Origin of the sequence: Azospirillum sp. B21 (assembly GCF_008364825.1) — a bacterium.
GTDB lineage: Bacteria > Pseudomonadota > Alphaproteobacteria > Azospirillales > Azospirillaceae > Azospirillum.
Window position 1 is genome coordinate 65,500 of the sequence record NZ_VTTO01000005.1, and the last position, 25,764, is coordinate 91,263.

20 protein-coding genes are annotated in these 25,764 nt (G+C 67.9%); 9 read left to right on the forward strand and 11 right to left on the reverse strand.

Going from position 1 to position 25,764, the window contains the following annotated elements:
• Positions 1–150 precede the first annotated feature (150 nt).
• The 6 genes from FZ983_RS13790 to FZ983_RS13815 form a co-directional block, all read right to left on the reverse strand.
• Positions 151–987 (reverse strand): alpha/beta hydrolase, encoded by an 837-nt coding sequence (locus FZ983_RS13790; protein WP_348771053.1) that lies wholly within the window; start codon positions 985–987, stop codon positions 151–153.
• A 377-nt stretch (positions 988–1,364) separates the two neighbouring features.
• On the reverse strand, positions 1,365–2,537 hold the full coding sequence (locus FZ983_RS13795) for a Gfo/Idh/MocA family oxidoreductase (protein ID WP_188092321.1): 1,173 nt from the start codon (positions 2,535–2,537) through the stop codon (positions 1,365–1,367).
• Complete coding sequence (locus FZ983_RS13800) at positions 2,534–3,601, reverse strand: sugar phosphate isomerase/epimerase (protein WP_149224104.1); 1,068 nt, start codon at positions 3,599–3,601, stop codon at positions 2,534–2,536. Before FZ983_RS13800 ends, FZ983_RS13795 begins: the two co-directional genes overlap by 4 nt.
• Before the next feature lie 185 nt (positions 3,602–3,786).
• A complete protein-coding gene (locus tag FZ983_RS13805) occupies positions 3,787–4,779 on the reverse strand; it encodes a substrate-binding domain-containing protein (RefSeq protein WP_211102902.1) in 993 nt (330 codons plus the stop codon).
• A gap of 23 nt (positions 4,780–4,802) precedes the next feature.
• Complete coding sequence (locus FZ983_RS13810) at positions 4,803–5,822, reverse strand: ABC transporter permease (RefSeq protein ID WP_149224105.1); 1,020 nt, start codon at positions 5,820–5,822, stop codon at positions 4,803–4,805.
• Positions 5,794–7,284, reverse strand: a complete 1,491-nt coding sequence (locus FZ983_RS13815; protein WP_149224106.1) for a sugar ABC transporter ATP-binding protein — start codon at positions 7,282–7,284, stop codon at positions 5,794–5,796. Before FZ983_RS13815 ends, FZ983_RS13810 begins: the two co-directional genes overlap by 29 nt.
• A gap of 373 nt (positions 7,285–7,657) precedes the next feature.
• On the opposite strand from FZ983_RS13815, the gene FZ983_RS13820 reads away from it, so the two are divergent.
• Complete coding sequence (locus FZ983_RS13820; protein WP_149224107.1) at positions 7,658–8,875, forward strand: ROK family protein; 1,218 nt, start codon at positions 7,658–7,660, stop codon at positions 8,873–8,875.
• A gap of 55 nt (positions 8,876–8,930) precedes the next feature.
• Here FZ983_RS13820 and FZ983_RS13825 read toward each other — a convergent pair whose 3' ends face one another.
• The 3 genes from FZ983_RS13825 to ptsP all read right to left on the reverse strand — a co-directional run bounded on the left by FZ983_RS13825 (position 8,931) and on the right by ptsP (position 14,173).
• Positions 8,931–11,033, reverse strand: a complete 2,103-nt coding sequence (locus FZ983_RS13825) for a methyl-accepting chemotaxis protein (RefSeq protein WP_149224108.1) — start codon at positions 11,031–11,033, stop codon at positions 8,931–8,933.
• A gap of 280 nt (positions 11,034–11,313) precedes the next feature.
• Positions 11,314–11,478 carry a hypothetical protein gene (locus tag FZ983_RS34065; RefSeq protein WP_188092322.1) on the reverse strand — a complete coding sequence of 55 codons (165 nt, stop codon included), beginning with the start codon at positions 11,476–11,478 and terminating at the stop codon, positions 11,314–11,316.
• Positions 11,479–11,593: 115 nt separating this feature from the next.
• Positions 11,594–14,173 carry a phosphoenolpyruvate--protein phosphotransferase gene (ptsP, locus tag FZ983_RS13830; protein ID WP_149224109.1) on the reverse strand — a complete coding sequence of 860 codons (2,580 nt, stop codon included), beginning with the start codon at positions 14,171–14,173 and terminating at the stop codon, positions 11,594–11,596.
• Positions 14,174–14,506: 333 nt separating this feature from the next.
• Here ptsP and ptsG point away from each other — a divergent pair, with 333 nt between their 5' ends.
• The 3 genes from ptsG (at position 14,507) to nagA (ending at position 18,683) form a co-directional block, all read left to right on the forward strand.
• Positions 14,507–16,297 (forward strand): PTS glucose transporter subunit IIBC, encoded by a 1,791-nt coding sequence (ptsG, locus tag FZ983_RS13835; protein ID WP_149224110.1) that lies wholly within the window; start codon positions 14,507–14,509, stop codon positions 16,295–16,297.
• Between the two features lie 179 nt (positions 16,298–16,476).
• On the forward strand, positions 16,477–17,523 hold the full coding sequence (locus FZ983_RS13840; protein WP_149224111.1) for an SIS domain-containing protein: 1,047 nt from the start codon (positions 16,477–16,479) through the stop codon (positions 17,521–17,523).
• Positions 17,523–18,683: an N-acetylglucosamine-6-phosphate deacetylase gene (gene nagA / locus FZ983_RS13845; RefSeq protein WP_149224112.1), complete on the forward strand. Its 1,161-nt coding sequence runs from the start codon at positions 17,523–17,525 to the stop codon at positions 18,681–18,683. Before FZ983_RS13840 ends, nagA begins: the two co-directional genes overlap by 1 nt.
• 24 nt (positions 18,684–18,707) lie before the next feature.
• Here nagA and FZ983_RS13850 read toward each other — a convergent pair whose 3' ends face one another.
• Together FZ983_RS13850 and FZ983_RS13860 are read right to left on the reverse strand one after the other, a co-directional pair.
• Complete coding sequence (locus FZ983_RS13850; protein WP_149224113.1) at positions 18,708–19,376, reverse strand: HAD family hydrolase; 669 nt, start codon at positions 19,374–19,376, stop codon at positions 18,708–18,710.
• 343 nt (positions 19,377–19,719) lie between these two features.
• Complete coding sequence (locus tag FZ983_RS13860; RefSeq protein WP_149224114.1) at positions 19,720–20,472, reverse strand: GntR family transcriptional regulator; 753 nt, start codon at positions 20,470–20,472, stop codon at positions 19,720–19,722.
• Between the two features lie 292 nt (positions 20,473–20,764).
• Between FZ983_RS13860 and FZ983_RS13865 the strand changes: the two genes are divergently transcribed.
• The 5 genes from FZ983_RS13865 (at position 20,765) to FZ983_RS13885 (ending at position 25,759) form a co-directional block, all read left to right on the forward strand.
• Positions 20,765–21,769 carry an ABC transporter ATP-binding protein gene (locus tag FZ983_RS13865; protein ID WP_149224115.1) on the forward strand — a complete coding sequence of 335 codons (1,005 nt, stop codon included), beginning with the start codon at positions 20,765–20,767 and terminating at the stop codon, positions 21,767–21,769.
• 56 nt (positions 21,770–21,825) lie between these two features.
• Positions 21,826–23,130, forward strand: a complete 1,305-nt coding sequence (locus FZ983_RS13870; RefSeq protein WP_149224116.1) for a PotD/PotF family extracellular solute-binding protein — start codon at positions 21,826–21,828, stop codon at positions 23,128–23,130.
• Between the two features lie 161 nt (positions 23,131–23,291).
• On the forward strand, positions 23,292–24,209 hold the full coding sequence (locus tag FZ983_RS13875; protein WP_149224117.1) for an ABC transporter permease: 918 nt from the start codon (positions 23,292–23,294) through the stop codon (positions 24,207–24,209).
• A gap of 3 nt (positions 24,210–24,212) precedes the next feature.
• Positions 24,213–25,040 (forward strand): ABC transporter permease, encoded by an 828-nt coding sequence (locus FZ983_RS13880; RefSeq protein ID WP_149224118.1) that lies wholly within the window; start codon positions 24,213–24,215, stop codon positions 25,038–25,040.
• A 14-nt stretch (positions 25,041–25,054) separates the two neighbouring features.
• A complete protein-coding gene (locus tag FZ983_RS13885) occupies positions 25,055–25,759 on the forward strand; it encodes an aspartate/glutamate racemase family protein (RefSeq protein ID WP_149224119.1) in 705 nt (234 codons plus the stop codon).
• The last annotated feature ends 5 nt before the right edge of the window (positions 25,760–25,764 follow it).

Here is a 25,764-nt window from a genome sequence, read left to right on the forward strand (position 1 = left end):
TTCCTGTTCCGTGTGGATTTTTAAGGGATTGGCTGCCGATTTCGTCGGCGCCACCGTCTGAAAGGACAATGGCATGGTCAGAAAGTCGGGACAATCGAACCTGTTGGAACATAACTGTTGCTTAAATTGGCACAATGCCCCGATTTCCGCTCAGGCCTGGATGAAGGCCAGCAGTTCCTCGTTCACGATGTCCTTGTGCGTGGTGCAGATGCCGTGCGGCGCACCGGCGACCACCTTGAGCGTGCCCTTCGGCAGAAGTGTCACGGCGGCCTTGGCGGAGGTGGCGATCGGGACGATCTGGTCGTCGTCGCCGTGCAGGACCAGGGTCGGGACGATCATCTTCTTCAGGTCTTCGCGCTGGTCGGTCTCGGAGAAGGCCTTGACGCACTCGTACTCGGCCAGCAGGCCTCCCATCATGCCCTGCATCCAGAAGCTGTCGATGACGCCCTGCGAAACCTTGGCGCCCGGACGGTTGTAGCCGTAGAAGGGGATCGTCAGATCCTTGAAGAACTGCGAACGGTCGGCCTTCACGCCGGCGCGGATGCCGTCGAACACCTCCATCGGCACGCCGTCGGGGTTCCAGTCGGTCTTCACCATGATCGGCGGGATGGCGCCGATCAGCACCGCCTTGGCGACGCGCGACACACCGTGGCGGCCGATGTAGCGCGCAACCTCGCCGCCGCCGGTGGAATGGCCGACATGGACGGCGTTCTTCAACTCCAGCGCCTCGATCACCGCGGCCAGATCGTCGGCGTAATGGTCGAGATCGTTGCCGAAGCCGGGCTGCGACGACCGGCCATGGCCGCGGCGGTCATGGGCGATGGTGCGATAGCCGTGCTGGGCCAGAAACATCATCTGGTCTTCGAAGGCGTCGCCGGTCAGCGGCCAGCCATGGCTGAAGACCACCGGCTGGCCGGTCAGCGGCCCCCACTGCTTGACGTAGATCTGGACGCCGTCCTTGGTGGTGACGTAGCTGCCCTGGAGCATGGGTCTGGTTCCTTTGGTCGGGTCTTGGCGGATGGCCGTCTTTTCGGCCGCGGCGACGGGGCCGGCGACCGCAGTGAGCAGGCCGCCGCCCGCAACGGCGAGGGCGGCGCTACCGGAGAGGACCGTCCGACGCGACGGATGGAATTCGTGGGAGGTCATGCAAAGTCCGTTCGGGACCGTGTCGGCCGGCTGGACCGGCTCCGGCTGTCTTGATGAACGGATGGTACGGAAAGGGCCGAAAGGGTGATTGCCTCTTCGGAACGGATTTTGCCGGTTCTGCGCATTGCGCTCGCCCGAACGCAATAAGCCGGCCCTCCCAGGAGAGGACCGGCTTTTCGGGGACGGTTACACTCCCTCTCCCGCCCCGGGAGAGGGGGTTAATCAGCCAACAAAACCCACGCGGCGTTGCGGCGGCTGGAGTCCACTGCGCCATGGATGAAGCGTACGCCACGCACCCCATCCTCCACTGTCGGGAGCGGCACATCGGCGGGCGCCGGGCGGCCGTCGATCCGGGCGGCGATGAGGTCGGCGGCGTCGCGGTAGATTTGGGCGAAACCTTCCAGATAGCCTTCCGGATGGCCGGCGGGAGTGCGCGAGATGGCGCTGGCGGCCGGCAGGCTTCCCGCACCGGCGCGCAGCAGGGTGCGTGTCGGCTCGCCCAGCGGGGTGAAGCGCAGCTCGTTGGGCTGCTCCTGCTGCCATTCCAGCCCGCCGGCCTCGCCGAAGACGCGCAGGCGCAGGCCGTTGGTGGTGCCGGGGCAGACCTGGCTCGCCCACAGCATGCCGCGGGCGCCGTCGGCAAAGCGCATCATGATGTGGGCGTTGTCGTCCAGCCGCCGGTTGGGCACGAAGGTGGTCAGGTCGGCGGCGAGATCGGTGCAGCGGAGGCCGGTCACGAACTCCGCCAGATGGAAGGCGTGGGTGCCGATGTCGCCGATACAGCCGGCAATGCCGCTCTGCGCCGGGTCGGTGCGCCACGACGCTTGCTTCTGGCCGCTGGCTTCCAGGTCGGTCGCCAGCCAGTCCTGGGCATATTCGACCTGCACCACACGGATTTTGCCCAGCGTCCCGGCCGCGACCATGGCGCGCGCCTGCCGGATCATCGGATAGCCGCTGTAATTGTGGGTCAGCACGAAGACGAGGCCGCGGCTGTGCACCAGTTCGGCCAGTTCCTCCGCCTCCTCCACCGTATGGACCAGCGGCTTGTCGCAGATGACGTGGATGCCGGCCTCGAGGAAGGCCTTGGCGGCGGGGTAATGCAGGTGGTTGGGCGTGACGATGGCGACCGCGTCGATGCCGTCGGACCGCGCCGCCTCAGCCTCAGCCATCCTGCGGAAGTCGTCGTAGCAGCGGTCGGGCGCCAGAAAAAGCTCCGCTCCGCTGGCCCGCGCCCGCTCAGGATTGGAGGACAGGGCGCCGGCTACCAGTTCATAGCGGTCGTCGATCCGGGCGGCGATGCGGTGGACGGCGCCGATGAAGGCGCCCTGACCGCCGCCGACCATGCCCAGCCTCAAGCGTCTGGCGGCCGCGGGTGTCTGATCCGCGCTCATGATGTCCCTTTCCCCAAACCCAGGATCCGGCGGTTGGCCGCCTCGTCGGTTCCGGCATCGGCGAAATCGTCGAAGGCGCGGTCGGTGACGCGGATGATGTGGTCCTGGATGAAGCGGGCGCCCTCGGCGGCTCCCTGCTCCGGATGCTTGATGCAGCATTCCCATTCCAGCACCGCCCAGCCGTCGAAGCCGTACTGGGTCAGTTTGGAGAAGATGCCGCGGAAATCGACCTGCCCGTCGCCCAGCGAGCGGAAACGCCCGGCCCGGTCCTTCCATGGCGCATAGCCGGAATAGACGCCCTGCCAAGGGGTGGGATTGAACTCCGCATCCTTGACGTGGAACATGCGGATACGGTCGTGGAAGACATCGATGTAGCCGAGATAGTCCAGCTGCTGCAGGACGAAATGGCTGGGATCGAACAGGATGTTGCAGCGCCTGTGCCCGTCCACCCGGTCGAGGAACATCTGGAAGGTGGTTCCGTCGAACAGGTCTTCGCCGGGGTGGATCTCATAGCAGAGGTCGCAGCCGGCCTCGTCGAAGGCGTCGAGGATCGGGCGCCAGCGCTTCGCCAGCTCGTCGAAGGCGGTCTCGATCAGGCCGGGCGGACGCTGCGGCCAGGGATAGAGGTAGGGCCAGGCCAGCGCGCCGGAGAAGGTGGCGTGGGCGGTCAGGCCGAGGTTGGCGGACGCCTTGGCGGCGAGGTGCAGCTGTTCCACCGCCCAGGCCTGCCGCGCGTCGGGACGGCCATGGACCTCCGCCGGGGCGAAGCCGTCATAGAGCGCGTCGTAGGCGGGATGGACGGCGACGAGCTGGCCCTGGAGGTGGGTGGACAGTTCGGTCAACTCGACGCCGGCATCGGCGAGCGTGCCCTTGACCTCGTCGCAGTAGGCGCGGCTGGTGGCGGCCTTCTGCAGGTCGAACAGGCGGCGGTCCCAGCTGGGGATCTGCACGCCCTTGAAGCCGAGGCCGGCGGCCCAGCGGGCGATGCCGTCCAGCGAGTTGAAGGGTGCGGCGTCGCCCGCGAACTGGGCGAGGAAGATCGCCGGGCCTTTGATGGTCTTCATGGGTTTGGGCTCCCCGGTTGACGGGAGGTGTCGGTTGGCGGTTGCCCCCTCCCTAACCCTCCCCCGCTGACGCGGGAGAGGGGACTGCCGCCGCTTCGCATAAGGCACCCTCTTCCTCGATCGGACCGGCCTTCGGCCGGCCGAGGGCGGGGGAGGGTCGGGGAGGGGGCAAGCGGTGCCAAGGATCAGTACGGCGAATCCGCGAAGTAGAACTCCTTCGCGTTCTCCTTGGTGATCAGCGCCGACGGGATGATGTAAGTCGCCGGCAGCTTGTCGCCCTTCAGGCGGGCTTCGGCGGTCATCTTGATGGCGTCGTAGATGAACTTCGGCGAATAGGACACGTCGGCGTGCAGCAGCGGGTTGGAGCCGTCCATGATGGTCTTCACCATCGTCTTGGAGCCCGCGCCGCCGAACACCTCCTTGATGTCGGTGCGCTTGGCCTGCTCGATCGCCTTCAGCACGCCGAAGGCCATGTCGTCGTCGGCGGCCCAGATGACGTCGATTTCCTTGAAGCGGGTCAGGAAGTCCTGCGTCACCTTGAAGGCGTCGTCGCGGTTCCAGTTGGCGTATTTGGCGTCGAGGATCTTGATGTCCGGGTGCTGCTTCATCACCGCGGTGAACGCCTCCCACCGCTCGTTGTCGAGCGTGGTCGGGATGCCGCGCAGCGCCACGATGTTGGCCTTGCCGTTGTACTTCTTCGCAATGTATTCGGCCGGGATGCGGCCGAAGGCGGTGTTGTCGCCGGCGATGTAGGCGTCCTGCGCGCTGGGATCCGTCAGGCCGCGGTCGACGACGGTGACGTAGACGTTCTTCTTCTTCGCCTGCATCACCGGCTGGGTCAGGGCGGCGGATTCGAAGGGGAAGATGACCAGCGAGTCGATCTTGGTGACGGTCACCAGATCCTGAAGCTGGTTCGCCTGTTCCGGCGCGCCGCTGGCGGTCTTGACGGTGATCTTCAGGTTGGGATGGGCCTTCTCCAGCTCCGCCTTCGCCTGATTGGCCCACCAGACGATGCCGCCGGTGAAGCCGTGGGTGGCGGCCGGGATGCTGACGCCCAGCTTCACCGCATCGGCCGCGAAAGCGACGCCGCCAAGGGCGCTACCGAGGGCGACCGTCGCGGTCATGGCCAGACCGGCGCCCATGACAAGACGGCGGGAATAACGCGCAACTTCCGACATGACGATTCTCCTCCTTATCGTTCTTAAGGGCGCCGGCGCTGCAGGAAGGCGACGGCGATGATGACGCAGCCCTGGACCGCCGCGTTCAGATAGACGCTGATGATGCTGGTCAGGTTCAGGATGTTGCTGATGACCGACAGCAGCACCGCACCGATCACCGTGCCGGCGATTCGCCCCTCGCCCCCCTTGAAGGAGGTGCCGCCGACGATCACCGCGGCAATCGCTTCAAGCTCCCACAGCAGTCCAGTGGTGGGGGAGGCGGAGCCCAGACGCGGCACATACAGCACCGTGGCGATGCCGACGCACACGCCGAGCAGCCCATAGGTCAGCAGCTTCACCCGGTCGACATCGACCGCAGCGAAGCGCGCCACCTGCTCGTTGGAGCCAATCGCCTGGACATAACGGCCGAAGGCGGTGCGGTTCAGCAGCACGGCACCGGCCACCGACACCGCCAGGAAGACCCAGACCGGCACCGGAATGCCGAGCAGGCTGCCGTAATAGACCGGGCCGTAGGCCTCCGACAGATCGTTGTCCAGCGTGATGGCGCCGCCATCGGCCAGCCATGTCAGCACGGCGCGGAAGATGCCGAGCGTGCCCAGCGTGACGATGAAGGGCTCGATCCGGCCGCGCGTGATTAGATAGCCGTGCGCCAGCCCGAACCCGCCGCCCAGCAGCAGCGCGAACAGCATTCCGAGCCCCACCACCGCGACCGGCGAGGCGACCGATGCGGCCAGCGCGTTCATCAGCAGGATCATGCCGCCGGCGATCAGCGCCGCCATCGATCCTACCGACAGGTCGATCCCGCCGGAGATGATGACGAAGCACATGCCGATGGAAATGATCCCGATGAAGGCCGTGCGGGTCAGCACGTTCATCAGGTTGTCCCAGGTCGCGAAATCCGGGTTCAGCGCCGTGCCGACGATCAGCAGCAACACCAGCCCGACGACCGGGCCGAAGCGGCGCGGATCGAAGCGGCGGCTCGGCTTGCGCGGGGCCGCACCGTCCTGCCGGACGTCAGTGACGGGTGTGGGTGCCGATGGCATGGGCAATCAACTCCTCTTCGCTGAGCCGGTCGGCGGGCACGGTCGCGGTCACCCGGCGCCCGCGCATCACGATCACCCGGTGGCAGAGCCCGATCAGTTCGATCAGTTCGGATGAGATCACGATCACGCCGCGCCCTTCGGCGGCCAGCTTCGCGATCAGGAAATAGATGTCCCGCTTGGCGCCGACATCGACGCCGCGTGTCGGCTCGTCCAGCACGAAGACGCGGGGGTCGGGCTCCAGGAACTTGGCGATGGCCAACTTCTGCTGGTTGCCACCGGACAATGATGCGGCGGTGCCCTGCGGATTGCCGCGGATGCCGAAGGACGCGACCGCGTGCTCCAGCGCCCTGTCCTCCGAGGCCGGCGACAGCAGCGGCTGGGCGTGGTGGCGTAGCGTCATCAGGGTCAGGTTGTCGCGCAACCCCATCTTGACGTGCAGGCCCTTGCCCTTGCGGTCCTCGCTGAGATAGGTGAGGCCATTGCGCATCGCCTCGCGCGGGGTGCGCAAGGAGACCGGGCGGCCTTCGATCTCGATTGTGCCGGCGCTGCGCGGGCGCAGGCCCAGGATGCCCTCGAAAAGTTCGGTGCGGCCGGCGCCGACCAGACCGGCGAAGCCCAGGATTTCGCCGGGATGGAGGTCGAAGCTGACATCCTCCGCCCAGCCGGGCACGGTCAGGCCGCGCACCGCCATCAGCGGCTTGCCGAGCGCGGGCATGTGCTTGTCGGGGAACATGTCGGTCAGGTCGCGCCCGACCATCAGCGTCGCCATGCGTTGGCGCGGCGTTTCGGCGGTGGGTGCGCGGGCGACGAAGCGGCCGTCGCGCATCACGATCACCTCGTCGGTGATGCGCTCCACCTCGTCCAGCTTGTGGGAGATGTAGACGATGGTGACGCCGTCCTGCCGCAGCCGGTCGATCAGCCCGAAAAGCCGGTCGCATTCGGACGGAGTCAGGCTGGCCGTCGGCTCGTCCATGATCAGCAGCCGGGCGTTGCGCAGCTGCGCCTTTGCGATCTCCACCAGCTGTTTCTCGGCGACGATCAGGTCGCGCACCTTGGTGTCGGGATCACGTTCGAAGCCGACCTGATGCAGGGCGTTGGCCGCCTGTTCGCGCATGGCGCGGTCGTCCAGCAGCCAGCCGCGCTTTATCTCGTGGCCGAGGAACATGTTCTGGGCGACGGTGAGGTCATCGGCCAGGCTGAGTTCCTGGTGGATCAGCACGATCCCGCGCTTTTCCGCATCGCGGGAGCTTTTGAACGTCACCGCTTCGCCATCTATGCGCAGCGTGCCGGCGGTCGGCGCGTGATAGCCAGCGAGGATCTTCATCAGCGTCGATTTGCCGGCGCCATTCTCGCCCAGCAGCCCGTGCACCCGGCCCGGATGCAGGTCGAAGCTGACGCCGTGCAGCACGCGCACGGGACCGAATTCCTTGGTGATGCCGTCGAAGGCGACATGCAGGCTCATGGCTCCGCACCCCCTGACGGCCTTTCCACCGGCCACGTTGTGGCGGGGCGGATGCCGTCCATGACGTTTCTCCCATTGCGGAGCGTGCCGTCCCGGAAGACGCCGCTTCGTCTGTTAAGCGGATGGTAAGCTCGTCGCTTTGGACAGACAATGGCCGACTTCGAACATAATTTGGCAAAAGTGGGGTGGATGTGGTAGGGAGGTGAGGTGGGGCGTCGTCAGGTGGCCCCTCCCTACCCCTCCCCAGCTTCGCGGGAGAGGGAACTGCCGCCGTCTTGCACTCAAGTTACGCGGACAAGGCTCCTACCCCCTCTCCCGCGAAGCGGGGGAGGGATGGGGAGGGGGCAGAACCAGTTCGGGAAGGCATTCGTCGATGGTTGACTGGCAACGTCTGTCGGATGGCGAGCGCGCCATGCTGGAGCGGCTGTTCTGGTCGGGCGGGCTGTCGCGCGGCGAATTGGCCTCGTCCGTCGACTTCTCCAAGAGCAAGGCCAACCTCGCGATATCCAGCCTGATCGGGCGTGAACTGATCGAAGAGGGCGGGGTGCAGCCCTCGTCCGGCGGGCGGCGGGCGGAGGTGCTGCGGCTGAGCCACCGCATGGGAGTGCTGGCGGGGATCGACATCGGCGCCACCAGCGTCGACGTCGCACTGCTGGCGCCGGACATGACGGTGCTGGACCACCGGTCGGAACCGGCCGATGTCCGCGACGGCCCGGCCGCCCTGTTCGCACGCGTGCGAGATCTGCTGCGGGACGCGCGGGAGCGCTGCGGCATCGGCGCTGCGCAGGTGCTGGGGATCGGCGTCGGCGTGCCGGGGCCGGTCGCCTTCGACAGCGGCATGCTGGTCAATCCGCCGCTGCTGCCGGGGTGGGAGAGCTTCTCGATCCGCGATTGTCTTGCCGAGGAGTATGCCGCTCCGGTCTTCGTCGACAACGACGTGAACATCATGGCGCTGGGCACCCATTGGCGCCTGCGCGGCCAGATTCAGAACTTCCTGGTTATCAAGATCGGCACCGGCATCGGCTGCGGCATCATCTGCCACGGCATGGTCTATCGCGGACGGGACGGTTCGGCCGGCGACGTCGGGCACATCTGCGTCGATCCGCAGGGACCGCTCTGCCGTTGCGGCAATGCCGGCTGTGTCGAGGCGATGGCGGCCGGCCCGGCCATCGCCCGCATGGCGGAAGAGGCCGCCCGTGCCGGGGAAAGCCCCCGGCTGATGGACCTGCTGGAACGGAACGGCGCGCTCACCACAGTCGATCTCGGCAATGCCAGCCGGGCGGGCGACGCAGCCGCCAACGCCATCGTCCAGCGGGCCGGCGCCCATATCGGTCGGATGCTGGCCGCGGTGGTCAATTTCTTCAACCCGTCGCACATCTTCATCGGCGGCGGCGTCGCCCGGATCGGCCCGCTTCTGCTGGCCTCTATCCGGCAGAGCGTCTATCAGCGCTCGCTCGCCCTCTCCACCCGGCATCTCGACATCCAGTATGTGCCAGAGGTGGAGAGTGCCGCGGTGATCGGGGCGGCGGTGATGGCGGTGCAGGAAACCATGCTGGCGGGGGCGGGCAGGGAGCGGGCCAGCCGCCCCTGATACCGCCCCTAATACCGCCCCTAATACCGCCCATGACCCGCCTTGGCAGGAAGGGTTACGCCGCGCGCACCGCGGTGATGAAGGACGTGACCTCGCCGCGCAGGGTTTCCGCTTCGCGGGCAAGGCTGCTGGCGGCGTCCAGAACCTCGGTGGCGGCGGAGCCGGTTTCCAGCACCGCATGGTTGACGCCGACGATGGTGGAGGAGACCGACGTGGTGCCGCGCGCTGCCTCCGTCACGTTGCCGGCGATGTCGCGGGTAGCGGCACCCTGCTCCTCGATGGCGGCGGCGATGGTGGTGGTGATCCCGCTGATGCGGCCGATGGTCTGGCCGATGCCCTGGATCGCCGCCTGCGCGCCGCCGGTGGCGAGCTGGATCTCCCGCACCTTGGCCTGGATTTCATCGGTGGCGCGGGCGGTCTGGCTGGCCAGCGCCTTCACCTCGCCGGCCACGACGGCAAAACCTTTGCCGGCCTCGCCGGCGCGGGCGGCCTCGATGGTGGCGTTCAGCGCCAGCAGGTTGGTTTGCGCTGCGATGGTGTTGATCATCTCCACCACATGGCCGATCTGGTCGGCCGCCTCCACCAGGACGCGCATGGTGGCGTCGGTCTGTTCGGCCTGGGTCACCGCTTCGCCCGAGATGCGGGTGGAGGCGGCGATCTGCCGGCCGATCTCCAGGATGGAGGCCGACAGTTCCTCCGTCGCCGAGGCCACCGTCTGGACGTTGGCGGATGCCTGTTCGGACGCCGCGGCGACGGCGGTCGCCTGCTCGCTGGCCTGGGAGGCGGTGGTGGACATGGCCCCGGCGGTGCCCTGCATCTCGGTGGCAGCGGACGCGACGGTCTCCACGATGTGCATCGCCTTGGCGTCGAAGTCGCGCATCAGCGCTTCCAGATGGGCCGCGCGCTTCTCCTTGGCGGCCTGTTCGCGCGCCTGCTCGGCGGCGAGCCGGTCGGCAGTGATCATGCTGTCGCGGAACACGGTGACGGCCGCGGCCATGCCGCCGATCTCGTCGCTGCGGTCCAATCCGGGGATCGCCACCGCCAAATCGCGGTCGGCCAGACGGCGCATCGCATCGGTCATGGAGCGGATCGGGTCGCTCACCCGGCGCTTGGCGACGACCAGCCCCACGATGGTCAGCACGATGGCAGCCACCACCAGCAGGCCGGCAATGACGGCGTCGCGCGTGGCATGTGCCGCCTGCGTATCGGCACGGGCGACCATCCGGTCCACCGCGGCCAGCGCGGCGTCGACGATGTAGCCCTGGCTGGTGGTGTCCTGCTGGCGCATCGTGCCGATCTCCACCGGCGACTTGCGTCCTTCGGCGAGTGCTGCGAGGACCGCCTTGCGCTGTTCGACCAGCGGGCCTTCGAAATTCACCTTGGCCTTCTCGACCGCGCTGCGGATGGCGTCCGGCGTGTCGGTGCGGGCGGCGGCCTCCGTCACCAGGGTCCAGGCCTGGGCGGTGCGGCCGATGGCCTCCGCCACCGCCTGCGCGTCTGCCGGGGTCCAGGCCTGACCGGTGGCGACCGCGGTCTGGATGCGCAGTGCCATGCCGCCGGCATTCAGCCGGGTGTTCCAGGCGGCGCGCTTGATGCCCAGCAGGTGATCGACCATCGGGTCGGCCAGCTTCAGCGACGCGTCCAGCAGGTCGGTGGCGGCGGTCAGCGCGTCGAGATAGGCGACCGGGGCCGTCGCCCACGCTGCGGCCACCGCCGGATCACGTGCCGATCTGCCCTGCCGGAGGGCGTTATCGGCCTGCCGGCGCAGGGCGGAAAGCGTATCGTGAGCGCTACGCAGCTTTTCCGTTGCAGCCGGCAGGCCGGGAAGGTCGAGCCCGCCCAGCTTGGCGGCGATGGCGGCGTAGCCGGCCTCCGCCGTCTCGCGGTTCGCGGCGATCTCGCGGAGTTCGGTGTCGCCGGCTTGCCCTTCGGCACCCAGCGCCGGTCCGACCAGCCCGCGCTCCAGCCGGATGGCCAGCAGCGTGCGCAGCAATTCGCGGCTGGTCTCGCTGAGCGTGGCGACCCTGTCGGCGGTGCGCGTCCGGTTCACCACGTCGATCATCGTGTAGGTGCTGGTGGCGATCAGCAGCAGGCCCAGCGCGGCGACGACAAGGCCAAGCGTGGCGCGGATCGACAGCCGCGGAAGGAGCGTGATCATGATCAGGTCCTGTCTATGCGAAGAGTTCCGGCCCGTGCGGAGGGAGCGGCCATAACGCCGGCCGACATGAGCCCGGAAGGTGGCCGGGCCCGAGCGGTCGGGGAATTTCGACGTGGTCCATGGCCCAAACCAAAGACAACAAAGGAAGCCGAGCGTTCGACCCGGCTCAGCCCTTATTGAAAATTGGACTCTTCCCTCTGCGGGGGCATTCCTTCGACGTTGATATACTAGTATGTTAACGCAGATAATTTCGAGAATGCAGACATATCAAATGTGTGGATCAAAATGCCGCAGCAGGCTCTGCGACGAAGGTCAGCAGATTTTGCGGCAATTTCGAATAAAGGAGCAAAGAACAGGCCGCGATGCCTTCAGTCACTTTCAAAAGGTCGCTAACGCAATCCGAGATTGCTGACTGGCGCTGTAGAGCTTCAGCGAACTCCGCCACCGGCACCGCCGTGACCACTGCCGTGGCCGAAGCCGCTGCCGGGTGCCCTGGCCGGTCCGCCCGGGAAGGGGCGGCCGGCCTTTCGGTTGCAGACCTATCGAGCACAAGTCCGGCGTCAGATCGCCGGCCAGGTCTCCGCCACCAGCCGGCGGACCTCGTCGGCGCTGTCGGTGGCCAGCGCCGCTTCGGCGACGCGGCGGCAGTCCTCCATGCGCAGGGTGCGGATGAAGGCCTTCAGGTCGGCGATCACCGCCGGGGTGGCCGACAGTTCCGTCACGCCAAGCCCGATCAACAACGGCGCCGCCATCGGGTCGGAGGCGGAGCCGCCGCAGACCGCGACCGTCCGGTCGTAGGTCTTGGCCCCCATCACGGCAAGGCGGATCAGCCGCAGCACGCCCGGATGCAGGGCGTCCAGCTGGGCCGCCACATGCGGGTTGCCGCGATCCATCGCCAGCACATACTGGGTCAGGTCGTTGGTGCCGATGGACAGGAAATCGGCCACCGCGCTGATGCGGTCGGCGATCAGCGCCGCGGCCGGAACCTCGATCATGGCGCCAAGCTCGATCGGTTCCGCACGGCCGAGCCTCTCGCGCTCCTCGTCCACCATTCTGCGCACCGCCAGCAGTTCCGACGGCGAGGCGATCATCGGCACCATGATGCGGCAGGCACCCGCCGGCTTCACCCGCAGGATGGCGCGGATCTGCGCACGCAGAAGCTCCGGTTCGCGCAAGCCCACGCGGACGCCGCGCAGGCCCAGCACCGGGTTCTCCTCCTTCGGCAGCGGCAGGTAGGACAGGGGCTTGTCGCCGCCGACGTCCAATGTGCGGATCACCAGCGGACGGCCTTCCAGCGCGTCAGCGATCTGCTGGTACTGCCGGTGCTGCTCGTCCTCGGTGGGTGCGGACTGGCGTTCCAGGAACAGGAATTCGGTGCGCAGAAGGCCGCAGCCCTCAGCCCCCTCGACCACCGCGCCGGGGGCGTCGCTGACCCGGCCCAGATTGGCGAACACCTCGATCCGCGTGCCGTCGGCCATGCGGCACTCCTCGCCGGCGGTGCGGCGGTTCTCCTCGCGCCGCGCGGCGCGGGCGGCGACGGCGGTCCGGGTGGTCTCCAGCATATCTTCCGGCGGGAAGACCAGAAGTTCGCCGCGGTTGCCGTCGATCACGACGGGGGCGCCGTCCGGCACCCGTTCCGCCTGCCGGCCGAGCGCCACCACGGTCGGAACGCCGAGCGCCGCGGCCAGGATGACGGCGTGGGAGGTCGGGCCGCCATGCGCCATGCCAATGCCCGCCAGCCGCCCCGCCGGGACGCCGGCAAGGTCGGAGGGGAGGATTTCGTCGGCCAGCACGATGCTGCCGGCCGGCAGCTCCGCCAGACCGACGCTCGGCGCCTTGCCTGCCAACGCGGTCAGCACCTGCTGTTCCAGGTCGCGCAGGTCGGCCGCCCGCTCCGCCATGCGCGGGTCGGCCAGCGCCGCCAGCGCATCGGCCTGCAGCCGCGCCGTCCGCTGCCAGGCCCATTCCGCGCTCTTGCCGGCGCGGATGTCGGCGAGCGCGGCGTCCAGCAGTTCCGGGTCGTCCAGCAGTTCGCGGTGGGCCTGGAAGATGGCGGCGTGTTCCGGCATCCGCTCGGCCGACCGGCCCAGCTCCGCGATCACGCTGTCCAGCGCCCGATGCAGCCGCGGCTCTTCCACCGCCGGTCCGGCGCCCTCCTCCGCCACGTGCACGGCGCTGCGGAAGCGGCGTACGACGGATCCCACCGCCTGTCCCGGCACGGCGATGGTGCCTTTCAGCAGCACCTCCTCGCCGGGGGCGAAGGGCGGGCCGACCTCCTCCTCCGCCGGTTGGGCCGCAGGGGCGGCCGTTGGGGCGGCGGGTGTGGCGGCAACCGGCGCGGCCGGTGCCGCGGCACCGTCGACGACCGGATCGCCCAGCCCGCCTTCGATCAGCACGGCGATGCTCTCCGCCATGTCCTGGGCGCCGGGGCCCGCGGCGCGCACGGTCAGCCGGTCGCCCAGCACGGTGCCTAGCCCCATCAGGGCGACGACGCTCTTGGCATTCGCGCTGCGGTCGCGGCAGAGGATGCTGACGGTCCCGGGATAGGCCTTGGTGGCGGCGACCAGCGCTGCAGCCGGACGGGCATGCAGGCCGTTGGCGATGGGCAGGACGACTCCGCGCTCGCCCGTTTCGTCCGAGTCGGGAGCGGCGGCGGAGGAGGGCGCCACGGTATCGGCGCCGCTGCCGCCGTGGATGGTCATCGCCGGCTCGCCCACCGCGATCTCGCGGTTGACGGACTGGCCGTCGACGGTGAAGCCGTCATTCACGACGACCATCATGCTGACCAGGCTCTGCGCCCGGCTTCCCACCAGATCCATGTCGAAGCTGATCAGCGGATCGCCGGCCTTTACCGCCTGCCCGTCGCGGACATGGGCGGTGAAGCCTTCGCCGTTCAGCCCGACGGTGTCGACGCCCAGATGCAGCAGCACCTCCGCACCGCTGGCGGCGCGCACGGTACAGGCGTGGCGCGCGCGGTGAACCGACAGCACGACGCCGTCGCAGGGGCTGCGCAACTCGTTCACGGTCGGGTCGATGGCCATGCCGGTCCCGACGAGCCCCTGGGCGAAGGCGGGGTCGGGAACCTCGGTCAGCGGCATGGCCCATCCGGCCAGCGGTGCTGCAAGCGTGATCGCGGTCATGATTGGTTGGTCCTCATTCTTAACGCATCGACCCCTGCGGGCGCCTTCGCGTCGGACGGCCGTCATCGTCTCACGGCTACCGGATCGTTTGTATGCGCGCAGACGCCGCATAGCCCAAGCGCAATTCCCGCTATAGATTATCGAAACTTCCTGTCCGGAAAAGGCGGAAGCCTACGGCCAATCCGCGCCCGGCCTTGCGCATCCGGGATAAGCCTCAAGCCTTGCCTGACAAGCTATGTCGCCTATGTCGTGAAACCTGTCCCCCTTGCGGGTTGTATTCCCGTCCGGGGATGACGATGTTGCCGCCGCCGGACAAATTGCGGGAGAGCCGCCATGGCCTTGAACCCCTTTGCGTTTCTACAGAAGATCGGCAAATCGCTGATGCTGCCGGTGGCGGTGCTTCCCGTCGCCGGCCTGCTGCTGGGCATCGGCGCGGCGAATTTCGAGTGGATGCCGCCGCTGCTGTCGATGCTGATGAAGAATTCGGGCGACGTGATCTTCGGGAATCTCCCGTTGATCTTCGCCATCGGCGTCGCGCTCGGCTATACCGAGAATGACGGCGTGTCGGCCATCGCCGCCACCATCGGCTATATCGTGATGCTGGCCACGCTGGGCGTGATGACCGGGGTCTGGGGGATGGAGCCCAAGACCATCATGGGCATCAAGTCCATGGAAACCGGCGTGTTCGGCGGCATTCTGGCCGGCGGCTTGGCGGCGGCGATGTTCAACCGCTTCTACAAGATCGCTCTCCCGGCCTATCTCGGCTTCTTCGCCGGCAAGCGCTTCGTGCCGATCATCACCGCGCTGGCCGCCATCGTGCTGGGCGTCGTGCTGTCGGTGATCTGGCCGCCGATCCAGGGCGGCATCAACAGCTTCTCGCACTGGGCGGCGGTGAACGATCCGCGTCTGGCGGCGACCATCTACGGCTTCGTCGAACGCCTGCTGATCCCCTTCGGCCTGCATCATATCTGGAACGTGCCCTTCTTCTTCGAGATCGGGTCCTTCCAGAATGCCGACGGCCAGATCGTCCATGGCGACATCGCCCGCTATTTCGCCGGCGACCCCACCGCCGGCATCCTGTCCGGCGCCTTCCTGTTCAAGATGTTCGGCCTGCCCGCCGCGGCCATCGCCATGTGGCATGCCGCCAAGCCGGAGAACCGGGTGCGCGTCGGCGGCATCATGATCTCCGCGGCGCTCACCTCCTTTCTTACCGGCATCACGGAACCGATCGAATTCTCGTTCCTGTTCCTGGCGCCGGTGCTGTACCTGATCCATGCGGTGCTGGCGGCTACCTCGCAGTTCATCATGAACTCGCTGGGCGCCCATATGGGCTTCACCTTCTCCCAGGGCGGCATCGACTTCGTGCTGTTCAACGTGCTCAGCCCCTATTCGCAGAAATGGTGGCTGGTGCTGATCCTGGGTCCGGTCTATGCGGCGATCTACTATGTGGTGTTCCGCTACACCATCCAGGCGCTGAACCTGAAGACCCCCGGCCGCGAGGATGCGACGGAGGGTGGCGCCATGGCCGCCACCGGCACCGAGCGGGCGCGCGACCTGGTGTTGGCCTTTGGCGGGCGCGGCAACATCTCCAACCTGGATGCCTGCATCACCCGCCTGCGCGTGGTGGTCCAGGACCCGGCCCGCGTCGACGAGGGCAAGCTGCGCAGCATGGGCGCTTCCGGCATCCTGCGGGTGCGCGACAGCGTGCAGGCGGTGTTCGGCACCTTGTCGGAGAATCTGAAGACGGAGATGCAGGAGTATCTGCGCACGGCCGGATCGGAAGCCGACGGTCCGGCCGTCGGCGCGGCGTCTGTTTCCGCCACGCCGGTAACCGCGCCCACCGCGGCGGCGGCACCGCTGCCGACCGACCGCGCCGCCCGCATCGCCGAGGCGCTGGGCGGCACCGGCAACATCAAGACGCTTGCCGCCTTCGCCACCACCCGTCTGCGGATCGAACTGACCGATGCCGGCAAGGCGAATGCCGAGGCGCTGAAGCGGGCCGGCGTCCGTGCCGTGATGGGGTTGGGCGCCAACGGCCTCGACCTGATCGTCGGCAACGACGCCGACGCGCTGGCCGGCGCGCTGACCGGCCTGCTGCCGGGCGGGCGCCGCGCCGCCGAATAGTGCGCGTCGCATCTGGTATTCGACTGGTTCCGTCATGCGGCGCGGCCCTTCCAGGTCGCGCCGCTTTTCTGTCGCTTAATGCGATTGGGGGCAGAGATGCGATTCCGCCAAGGGACGCTGGCCCCCGGTCCAAGAAGGTCTTACATCGGTATCCATGCCAGTCAATCGCGAGCGCCGACATGACAGAGCAGAAGCCGCCCCGAACTCCCCCTCTGATGGCAACGGAAGCGGCAGAGGCGCCCGCCGCGGTGGCCCGGCAGATCGAAAGTTGCGGCGCCGGCTTCGCCGAACTGGGGGAGCGGCTGCGCCGTCATCCGCCGCGCTTCGTCGTTACCTGCGCGCGCGGCAGTTCGGACCATGCGTCGGCCTACGGCAAATACCTGATCGAAACGCGCATGGGCCGGGCGGTGGCTTCCATCGGGCCGTCCATCGCCTCGGTCTATGGCGGGCAGCTCAGCCTGGAGGGCGCGCTGTTCGTCGCGGTCTCGCAATCCGGCCGTAGCCCGGACCTGCTGCGGCTGGTGGAATCGGCGAAGGCCGGCGGGGCATTGGTGGTCGGCTTCGTTAATGCGGAGGACTCGCCGCTGGCGGGCCTGTGCGACCATTGCCTGCCGCTGTCGGCCGGGCCGGAGCGCAGCGTCGCCGCGACCAAATCCTGCATTGCCTCGCTCGCCGCCTATCTGCAACTGGTCGCCCATTGGCAGGGCGACCCGGCGCTGAAATCCACACTGGCCGGTCTGCCGGAAACGCTTGAGGCGGCGAAGGCGCTGGACTGGAAACCGGCGCTGATGCCGCTCGTCGATGCGCGGAACCTCTATGTGCTGGGGCGCGGCGTCGGCTTCGGAGCGGCGCTGGAGATGGCGCTGAAATTCAAGGAAACCTGCCGCCTGCATGCGGAGGCCTTCAGCGCGGCGGAGGTCGTCCACGGCCCGCTGGCGCTGGTCGGTCCGGGATTCCCCGTGCTGGCGCTGACCCAGGCCGACGCGGCGGAGCCGCACACCCGCGCGGTGGTGGAACGCATCGTCGGGCTGGGAGCCGCCGTCGCCACGACGGAAAGCGGCATTGCCGGAACCACGCTGCTGCCCAGCCTGCCGGATCTGGTGCCGGAGGCCGCGCCGTTGGCGGCGTTGCAGAGCTTCTACGGCGCGGTCTATGAACTGGCGCTGGCCCGCGGCATCGATCCCGACAGCCCGCCCAACCTCGCCAAAGTGACGAAGACCGTCTGATGCGACAACTCCTGACCGGCGCCCGAATTTTCACGGGCGAGACCATTCTCGACGGCCGCAGCCTGCTGGTCGGGGATGGCCGCATCCTCGACATCGTCGCCCCCGGCCGCATTCCGCCCGACATTGACGGGACGGTGACGCTGGAGGCCGGCGACCTGCTGGCTCCCGGCTTCATCGACATCCAGGTCAATGGCGGCGGCGGCGTGCTGTTCAACGAGCGGCCGACGCCGGAGGCGACGCTCGCCATCGCCGCCGCGCACCGGCGGTTCGGCACCACCGGCCTGCTGCCGACCATCATCACCGACACGCCCGAATGTCACCGCGCCGCCGCCGAGGCAGCGGTTACGGCGGTGGCGCAGCCGGGCAGCGGAGTTTTGGGCATCCATTTCGAGGGGCCCTTCATCAGCCCGCAGCGGGTGGGCGCCCATGATCCGCGATTCGTCCGTGCACCGGACGGGGCCGATCTGGACTTCATCGGCGGCCTGCCGGCGCGCATGCCGGGCGGCCGGGTGCTGCTGACCCTGGCGCCGGAATGCGTGGAGGATGCCGCCCTGTCGCAGTTGATGGCTGCCGGGGTGATCCTGTCGGTCGGGCACACCATGGCGAGTGCGGAACGGGTGGTGGCGGCCTTCGACCTCGGCGTGCGCGGGGTGACCCACCTCTACAATGCCATGCCCGGCATCGCCAACCGCCAGCCCGGCCCGGCCGGCGCGGCGCTGGCCGACCGGCGGCCCTGGTGCGGGCTGATCGCCGACGGGCATCACGTCCATCCGCTGATGATGCGCGCGGCGCTGACGGCCCGGCCGCGCGGGCGGATGATGCTGGTGACCGATGCCATGCCGCCGACGGGCACCGACGCGGATCGCTTCGAACTGAACGGCCGGACGATCTACCGGCGGGATGGGCGGCTGGTGCTGGCCGACGGCACGCTGGCGGGCGCCGATCTGGATATGGCGACGGCGGTGCGCAATGCGGTGACACTGATAGGACTGCCGCTGGAGGAATCCCTGCGCATGGCCTCGCTCTATCCGGCGGAGTTTCTGGGGATGGCTGGCGAGCGTGGGCGGATCGCGCCGGGCTGGCGGGCGGATCTGGTGCTGCTGCGGCCGGACCTGACGGTGCGCGGGACCTGGGTGGAGGGGGAGTGGCGGGGGGCTTGAGGTGGGGGTCTAACGCCGCAAGGATCACCCACCCACCGCCACGATCTCCAACCCATCCTCGTCCACCCGCACCCGCAGCGCCGTCAGATCGGGCAGGCACAAATTCTCGCCCAATTCATGCGCCGGCAGCGTGGTGGTCAGCCCGATCACCCGCGCACCGGCCGCGTTGCCAGCTTCCAGGCCGGCCGGGGCGTCTTCGAACACAACGGTCTCGCGCGGGTCGAAGCCGAGCTTTTCGGCGGCGGTGCGGTAGCCTTCGGGGTGGGGCTTGCCATGGGTGACGTTGTCGGCGCCGATCAGCAGGTCGGGCAGGGGCAGGCCGGCTTGAGCAATCCGCTGTCTCGCCATGCCCTGCGGTGCGGAGGTCACCACCGCCCAGCGATGGCGGGGCAGCGATTGCAGAAGCTCCAGAGCGCCGGGAACGGCACGCACGCCTTCGGTGTCGCTGATGTAGCACTCCTCCACCAGACGCACCTCCTCGTCGATGTCGGAACCGGCGGGGGCGAAGCGTCGGACGGTCTCGATGCTGCGGACGCCGTGGCAGACGGCCAGGATGGCGTCGGGATCCAGCCCGTGCCGGGCGGCCCATCTGCGCCAGGAGCGCTCCACGGGACCCCTGGTATCGATCAGGGTGCCGTCCATGTCGAATAGGATGGCGCGGACACGGAACGGGGTATCAAGGGCAGGCTTCATCGCGCGCTCTCGTCAGGATTTTTCTGCGTGGGAGGGAATGATCCGCAGGGATCAGGCCAGCGACAGCTCCACGACGAAGTCATAGGCGTCGCCGCGGTAGTGGGAACGGACGAACTCCAGCGGAGTTCCGTTCTCCAGGAGGGTGCGGCCCGCTGGCACCGGCGGTGGACATCAGCAACCACTCCAGTGCTCCGGGGCCGGCATGATACCACTGAAAGGCCAATCGTCCAGGATACGCTGAACCTGTCGGCCGGCATGCGGGTTTGATTGGAGGTTGCCGGGCAATCGCTTGAAGCCCGGCAAGGGGAGAGGGGCTCTTTCGCGTTTCCTGACCTGGGCTCCGTCAGGCCGGCTCATGCTCGTCGGCGAAGATCGCCTTCAGGTCGATCCGGGTGTCGGCCTTGGCTTCCAGATCCAACTGACGCTCGACCTCGTCGAGGTGGTCTATCATCAGCGCGGTCGCCTCGCCCGGCGCGTTGCCGATCAGGGCGGCGATCAGGCGGCGGTGATCGTCGGCGGAGCAGGTATGCGACGACCGCCGTTCGAAGGCCGCGATGGCGAGGCTGGACCGGTCGATCAGGTCGGCCAGGATCCCCGTCAGCGTCGCGTTGCCGGCGAATTCCGCCAACAGCAGGTGGAACTGGCCGGACAGCCGGATCATCGCCTTTCGGTCGGCCGCAAGTTCCGCAGCATCCTCCAGCGCGCCATGGCCGCGCAGCTTATCCAACACATCGTCGGGCAAGGGGCGCGGCATCCGCTCCAACCGTTCCATGATCGCGCGTTCGATCACCCGGCGGGCCTCGAACACCTCGCGTGCCTCTTTCGGTGTCGGCTTGGCGACGAAGGCGCCGCGGTTGGGGATCAGCGTCACCACCCGCCGCTGCGCCAGCAGAAGCAGGACCTTGCGCACCCGTTCCCGGCTGACCCCGAAGGCCTCCGCCAGGCTTTCCTCGGTCAGCTTGGTGCCGGGCGGCAGGCGGCGGTCGGCAATCGCCTCGCCGATGCTGCGGACGATACGGGATTCGGCGCTGGCTCGGGCACCGGTGCGGGCGCGGGGCGTGCGGCGGGCTGGCTTGGCGGGGGAGGTGGTCGTCATCGGGGGGGTGAAGTGCTTTTGTCGGTGTGCGGGAAACGCACCACAGATTGTGCACAAAGCGGGCCAGAAGTGGAATCGCAATCGACCATGCGGGGCAACGATGACCTGCGCGGTTCACTTTGCCCAAAACAACGCCACTGCGGCAAGCCCGTGCACAAATGCCGATCTTTTGCGCAATGGAGCGGTCGGGGATCGACCGATTTCCGCCATCGGATCGCTGGCACGCGACATGCAAAAGGCGAACAGGTCACAAACGACCGCGCAGATTGTGCACAATTGTGGAGGCGCTCCGATGACGGCAGGTTCGACGGTCGAACTCGTGAAGCTGCGCAAGGCCTATGGCGCGACCGTGGCGGTGGACGGCATCGATCTGCGGATCGCCGCCGGATCCTACTGCTGCCTGCTGGGGCCGAGCGGCTGCGGCAAGACCTCCACCCTGCGGATGATCGCCGGGCATGAGGACATCACCGACGGCGACCTTCTGATCGGCGACAGCGTGGTCAACGACGACCCGCCGGCCAAGCGCGGCACGGCGATGATGTTCCAGAGCTACGCTCTGTTCCCCCATCTGGACTGCACCGACAACGTCGCCTTCAGCCTGAAGATGAAGGGCGTCGCCAAGGAGGAGCGGCGCCGCCGGGCGCGCGAGATGCTGGACCTCGTCGACATGAGCAGATACGCCGGCCGCCTGCCCTCGCAGCTGTCGGGCGGACAGCAGCAGCGCGTCGCGCTGGCCCGCGCGCTGATCACCCAGCCGGGCGTGCTTCTGCTGGACGAGCCGCTGTCGGCACTCGACCCCTTCCTGCGCGTGCGCATGCGGGAGGAGCTGAAGCGCCTGCACCGCGACATCGGCATCACCTTCATCCACGTCACCCACAGCCAGACGGAAGCGATGGCGCTGGCCGACCTCGCCGTGGTGATGAACCAGGGGCGGATCGAACAGGCTGGCCCACCGCGCGAGCTGTTCAACCATCCGCGCACCGCCTTCGTCGCCCGCTTCATCGGCGGACACAATGTCATCGAAGGCGGGGGCGTCGGCGATGCCGGCCGCTGCGCCGTGCGCGCCGACCGCATCCAATTGGGCGGTGCCGATCTGCCGACCGAGATCCAGGTTGAGGGCACGGTGCGCTCGCTGGAGTATCACGGCGCCTCCGTCCATCTCAGCCTCGACATTCCCGGTGCCGACGAGTTCGCAGTGGTGCTGGACGAGGCCCGCTATTTCGATGCGCCGGTCGGCGTGGGCGACCGCGTGCGCGCCGGCTGGAGCCGGCGGGACGTCCACCCGCTGGCGGCCTGACCCTTTTCAAAAGCGCTACCAAAAAACAACACGACGAACAGACTGGAGGCTCAGCGATGACCGACACCCGTACTCCTTCGAACCTCTCGACCGGCGTCAGCCGCCGCACCCTGCTGAAGGGCACTGCTGCCGTGGCGGGCGCCGCCATCGGCTCCGGCGCGATCACCGGCTTCCCGACCATCTGGGCGCAGAACATCAAGAACGTCACGCTGCGCCAGTTCGGCACCGGCGTGTCGAACCTGAACGCCGTCGCCGACAAGGTGAAGGAGGATCTGGGCTTCACCCTGCAGATGACGGCGCTCGATTCCGACGCGGTGACCCAGCGCGCGGTGACGCAGCCGAAGTCCTACGACATCGCCGACATCGAATACTGGATCTGCAAGAAGGTGTTCCCGGCCGGCGTCATGCAGCCGATGGACGTTTCCAAGATCAAGAATTTCGACAAGATCGTCCCGATCTTCGTCACCGGCAAGCTGACGCCGGACAGCGCCATCGCCCAGGGCACCGCTCCCCACACCGTGGGCTTCGTCGAGGGCAAGGACAGCACAAAGTTCGCCAAGTCGCCGACCCAGTGGATGACGCTGATCCCGACCATCTACAACGCCGACACGCTGGGCATCCGCCCCGATCTGGTCGGGCGGCCGATCTCCAGCTGGAAGGATTTGCTCGACCCCGCCTTCAAGGGCAAGGCGTCGCTGCTGAACATCCCGTCCATCGGCATCATGGACGCGGCCATGGTCTGCGAGGCAATGGGCGAGGTCAAATATGGCGACAAGGGCAACATGACCAAGGAGGAGATCGACAAGACCCTCAAGATCATGACCGAGGCCAAGAAGGCCGGCCAGTTCCGCGCCTTCTGGAAGACCTTCGACGAAAGCGTGAACCTGATGTCGTCGGGTGAGGTCATCATCCAGTCGATGTGGTCGCCCGCCGTCGCCGCCGTGCGCGCCAAGGGCATTCAGTGCGTCTACCAGCCGCTGAAGGAGGGCTATCGCGCCTGGGGCGGCGGACTCGGCATCGCCAAGCATCTGAGCGGACTGGAGCTTGAGGCGGCCTATGAATACATCAACTGGTATCTGTCGGGCTGGGTCGGCGCCTATCTGAACCGCCAGGGCTATTATTCGGCCGTGCTCGACACCGCCAAGCAGCACATGACGCCGGAGGAATGGGCCTTCTGGATGGAGGGTCAGCCGGCCAAGACCGACATCCTCAGCCCCGAAGGCAAGGTGATGGAAAAGGCCGGCGCGGTGCGTGACGGCGGGTCGTTCCAGGACCGCATGGGCCGCGTCGCCTGCTGGAACGCGGTGATGGACGAGGACCGCTACATGGTCCGCAAGTGGAACGAGTTCATCGCGGCTTAGTCGTCGGTTTTGCCCCCTCCCTAACCCTCCCCCTCTTCGAGGGAGAGGGGACTGCCGCTTCCTGTCCCTCCACCGCCGAAGGCGGGGGAGGGAGGGACCCGCGAAGCGGGAGGGAGGGGGCAGAGCACTGATCCTATCTTTGAATTGCAGGACCCCCGCCCATGACCCTGACCGCCGAAACGCCTCGACCGACCGTCACGGCCGCCGCCGGCAGGGCGCGGCGCCCACGACTGCTGCCGCGTGTCGCCCCCTATCTCCAGGCCGCGCCGCTGACCGTCGCGCTGCTGCTGTTCCTGCTGGTGCCGATCCTGACCATCGTCGCGGTCAGCTTCTGGGATTACGACAGTGTGCGCATCTACCCGGACTTCGTGCTGACCAACTACACCGAGCTGCTGACCTCGCCGGTCACCTGGAAGACCTATCTGAACACCCTGAAATACGCGGCGCTGACCTGGGCGATCACGCTCGGCATCGGCTTCACGGTCGCCTATTTCCTGGCCTTCCATATCCGGTCCACCACTTGGCAGATGGTGCTGTTCCTGCTCTGCACCATCCCGTTCTGGACCTCCAACATCATCCGCATGATCTCGTGGATCCCGTTCCTGGGACGCAACGGGCTGCTGAATTCCGGCCTGATCTCCGCCGGGATCATCGACCAGCCGCTGGAGTTCCTGCTGTTCTCCGACTTCTCGGTCGTGCTGGCCTTCGTCCACCTCTATGCCCTGTTCATGGTGGTGCCGATCTTCAATTCGATGATGCGCATCGACCGCGCGCTGATCGAGGCGGCGCGCGACGGCGGCGCCAGTGCGGCGCAGACCCTTTGGAACGTCATCCTGCCGCTGACCAAGCCCGGGATCGCCATCGGTTCCATCTTCGTCGTCACGCTGGTGATGGGCGACTTCATCACTGTGCGGCTGATGAGCGGCGGGCAGAGCGCCTCCATCGGGCTGATGATCGCCAACGAGATCTCGCTTCTGCAATACCCGGCCGCCGCCGCCAACGCAGTGGTTCTGCTGGCCGTCGTCCTCATCATGGTGGTGGCGATGCTGCGCGTCGTCGATATCCGCAAGGAGCTGTGAGAGATGAACACCTCCCGCCGCGGCCTGTCCTTTTATCTGCTGGCCGGCTTCTTCGCGCTGTTCGTGCTGTTCCTCTACGGCCCGACGGCGACCATCCTGATCCTGTCCTTCCAGGGACCGGAGGGCGGACTGACCTTCCCGATGAACGGCGTCTCGCTGCACTGGTTCCGCAACCTGTTCGAACAGCAGGCGGTGGGCGATTTCGGCGGGTCCTTCCGCCGCTCCATCGCGCTGGGGCTGATGGTGATGGTGCTGACCGTGCTGTTCTCGGTCCTGGCCGGCTTCGCCTTCCGCCGCCGTTTCCGGGGCAGCGGGGCGCTGTTCTATCTCGCCGTCGCCAGCCTGATCGTGCCGTCGATCCTGGTCAGCCTGGGGATCGGCCTGTTCTTCAACATCCTGGGGCTGGAGCCGGCCTGGTACAGCTCGGCGCTGGGCGCGCATCTGACCTGGACGCTGCCCTTCGGCCTGCTGATCGTCTTCGCCATCTTCAACCGCTTCAACCCGGCCTATGAGGAGGCGGCGCGCGACCTCGGCGCCTCCCCCTGGCAGACGGTGCGCCATGTCGTGCTGCCGATCCTGCTGCCCAGCCTGATCGGCGTCGGGCTGTTCGGCTTCACCCTGTCCTATGACGAGTTCGCCCGCACGCTGATGACCGCCGGCAGCTTCAACACGCTGCCGCTGGAGATCTACGGCATGACCACCAACGTCACGACGCCGGTGCTCTATGCGCTGGGATCGCTGACGACGGTCTTCTCCTTCACCGTGATCGGCGTGGCCCTGCTGGGCCTGATCGCGCTGCGCCGCCACCGCCTGCGCCGAAGCGGCATTTGAGGATCCCCACAACCATGCGCATCCTTGTCGTCAACCCGAACAGCACCGCCTCCATGACCGAGCGGATCGCCGCCGCCGCCGGCAAGGTCGCGGCGCCGGGCACCGAGATCCTCGCCACCAACCCGCCGACCGGCCCTGCCAGCATCGAGGGCTTTTACGACGAGGCGCTGGCCGTCCCCGGCCTGCTGGCTGAAATCGACCGGCACCAGCGCGGGAGCAACATCGCCGGCACCGTGATCGCCTGCTTCGACGATGTCGGGCTGGATGCCGCGCGCAGCCTCGCCATCGCGCCGGTGATCGGCATCTGCGAGGCGGCGATGCAGACTGCCGGGCTGCTCGGCGGCCGCTTCAGCGTGGTGACGACGCTGCCCCGCTCGATCCCGGCGCTGGAGCGTCTGGCCCAGCGCTACGGCATGGCCGGCCGCTGCACCATCCGCGCGGCGGGCGTGGCCGTCCTGGCGCTGGAGGACCCGTCATCCGGCGCCGTCGACCGTGTGCGCGCCGAAATCCGCCGGGCCATGGAGCAGGACGGAGCCGAGACCATCGTGCTGGGTTGCGCCGGCATGGCCGACCTCGCCCGCTCGCTGAGCGAGGAGATGGGGCTGCCGGTGATCGACGGCGTCAGCGCAGCCGTGAAGCTGGTGGAAGGGCTGGCGGCGCTCGGACTGCGCACCAGCAAGGCCGGCGGCTATGCACCGCCGCTGCCCAAGGCGCGGTGACCCCG

Bases quoted from the DNA above. Each gene is read 5' to 3' on its own strand.
- FZ983_RS13790 (WP_348771053.1), bottom strand. From the start codon at position 987: ATGCTCCAGGGCAGCTACGTCACCACCAAGGACGGCGTCCAGATCTAC.
- FZ983_RS13795 (WP_188092321.1), bottom strand. From the start codon at position 2,537: ATGAGCGCGGATCAGACACCCGCGGCCGCCAGACGCTTGAGGCTGGGC.
- FZ983_RS13800 (WP_149224104.1), bottom strand. From the start codon at position 3,601: ATGAAGACCATCAAAGGCCCGGCGATCTTCCTCGCCCAGTTCGCGGGC.
- FZ983_RS13805 (WP_211102902.1), bottom strand. From the start codon at position 4,779: ATGTCGGAAGTTGCGCGTTATTCCCGCCGTCTTGTCATGGGCGCCGGT.
- FZ983_RS13810 (WP_149224105.1), bottom strand. From the start codon at position 5,822: ATGCCATCGGCACCCACACCCGTCACTGACGTCCGGCAGGACGGTGCG.
- FZ983_RS13815 (WP_149224106.1), bottom strand. From the start codon at position 7,284: ATGAGCCTGCATGTCGCCTTCGACGGCATCACCAAGGAATTCGGTCCC.
- FZ983_RS13820 (WP_149224107.1), top strand. From the start codon at position 7,658: ATGGTTGACTGGCAACGTCTGTCGGATGGCGAGCGCGCCATGCTGGAG.
- FZ983_RS13825 (WP_149224108.1), bottom strand. From the start codon at position 11,033: ATGATCACGCTCCTTCCGCGGCTGTCGATCCGCGCCACGCTTGGCCTT.
- ptsP (WP_149224109.1), bottom strand. From the start codon at position 14,173: ATGACCGCGATCACGCTTGCAGCACCGCTGGCCGGATGGGCCATGCCG.
- ptsG (WP_149224110.1), top strand. From the start codon at position 14,507: ATGGCCTTGAACCCCTTTGCGTTTCTACAGAAGATCGGCAAATCGCTG.
- FZ983_RS13840 (WP_149224111.1), top strand. From the start codon at position 16,477: ATGACAGAGCAGAAGCCGCCCCGAACTCCCCCTCTGATGGCAACGGAA.
- nagA (WP_149224112.1), top strand. From the start codon at position 17,523: ATGCGACAACTCCTGACCGGCGCCCGAATTTTCACGGGCGAGACCATT.
- FZ983_RS13850 (WP_149224113.1), bottom strand. From the start codon at position 19,376: ATGAAGCCTGCCCTTGATACCCCGTTCCGTGTCCGCGCCATCCTATTC.
- FZ983_RS13860 (WP_149224114.1), bottom strand. From the start codon at position 20,472: ATGACGACCACCTCCCCCGCCAAGCCAGCCCGCCGCACGCCCCGCGCC.
- FZ983_RS13865 (WP_149224115.1), top strand. From the start codon at position 20,765: ATGACGGCAGGTTCGACGGTCGAACTCGTGAAGCTGCGCAAGGCCTAT.
- FZ983_RS13870 (WP_149224116.1), top strand. From the start codon at position 21,826: ATGACCGACACCCGTACTCCTTCGAACCTCTCGACCGGCGTCAGCCGC.
- FZ983_RS13875 (WP_149224117.1), top strand. From the start codon at position 23,292: ATGACCCTGACCGCCGAAACGCCTCGACCGACCGTCACGGCCGCCGCC.
- FZ983_RS13880 (WP_149224118.1), top strand. From the start codon at position 24,213: ATGAACACCTCCCGCCGCGGCCTGTCCTTTTATCTGCTGGCCGGCTTC.
- FZ983_RS13885 (WP_149224119.1), top strand. From the start codon at position 25,055: ATGCGCATCCTTGTCGTCAACCCGAACAGCACCGCCTCCATGACCGAG.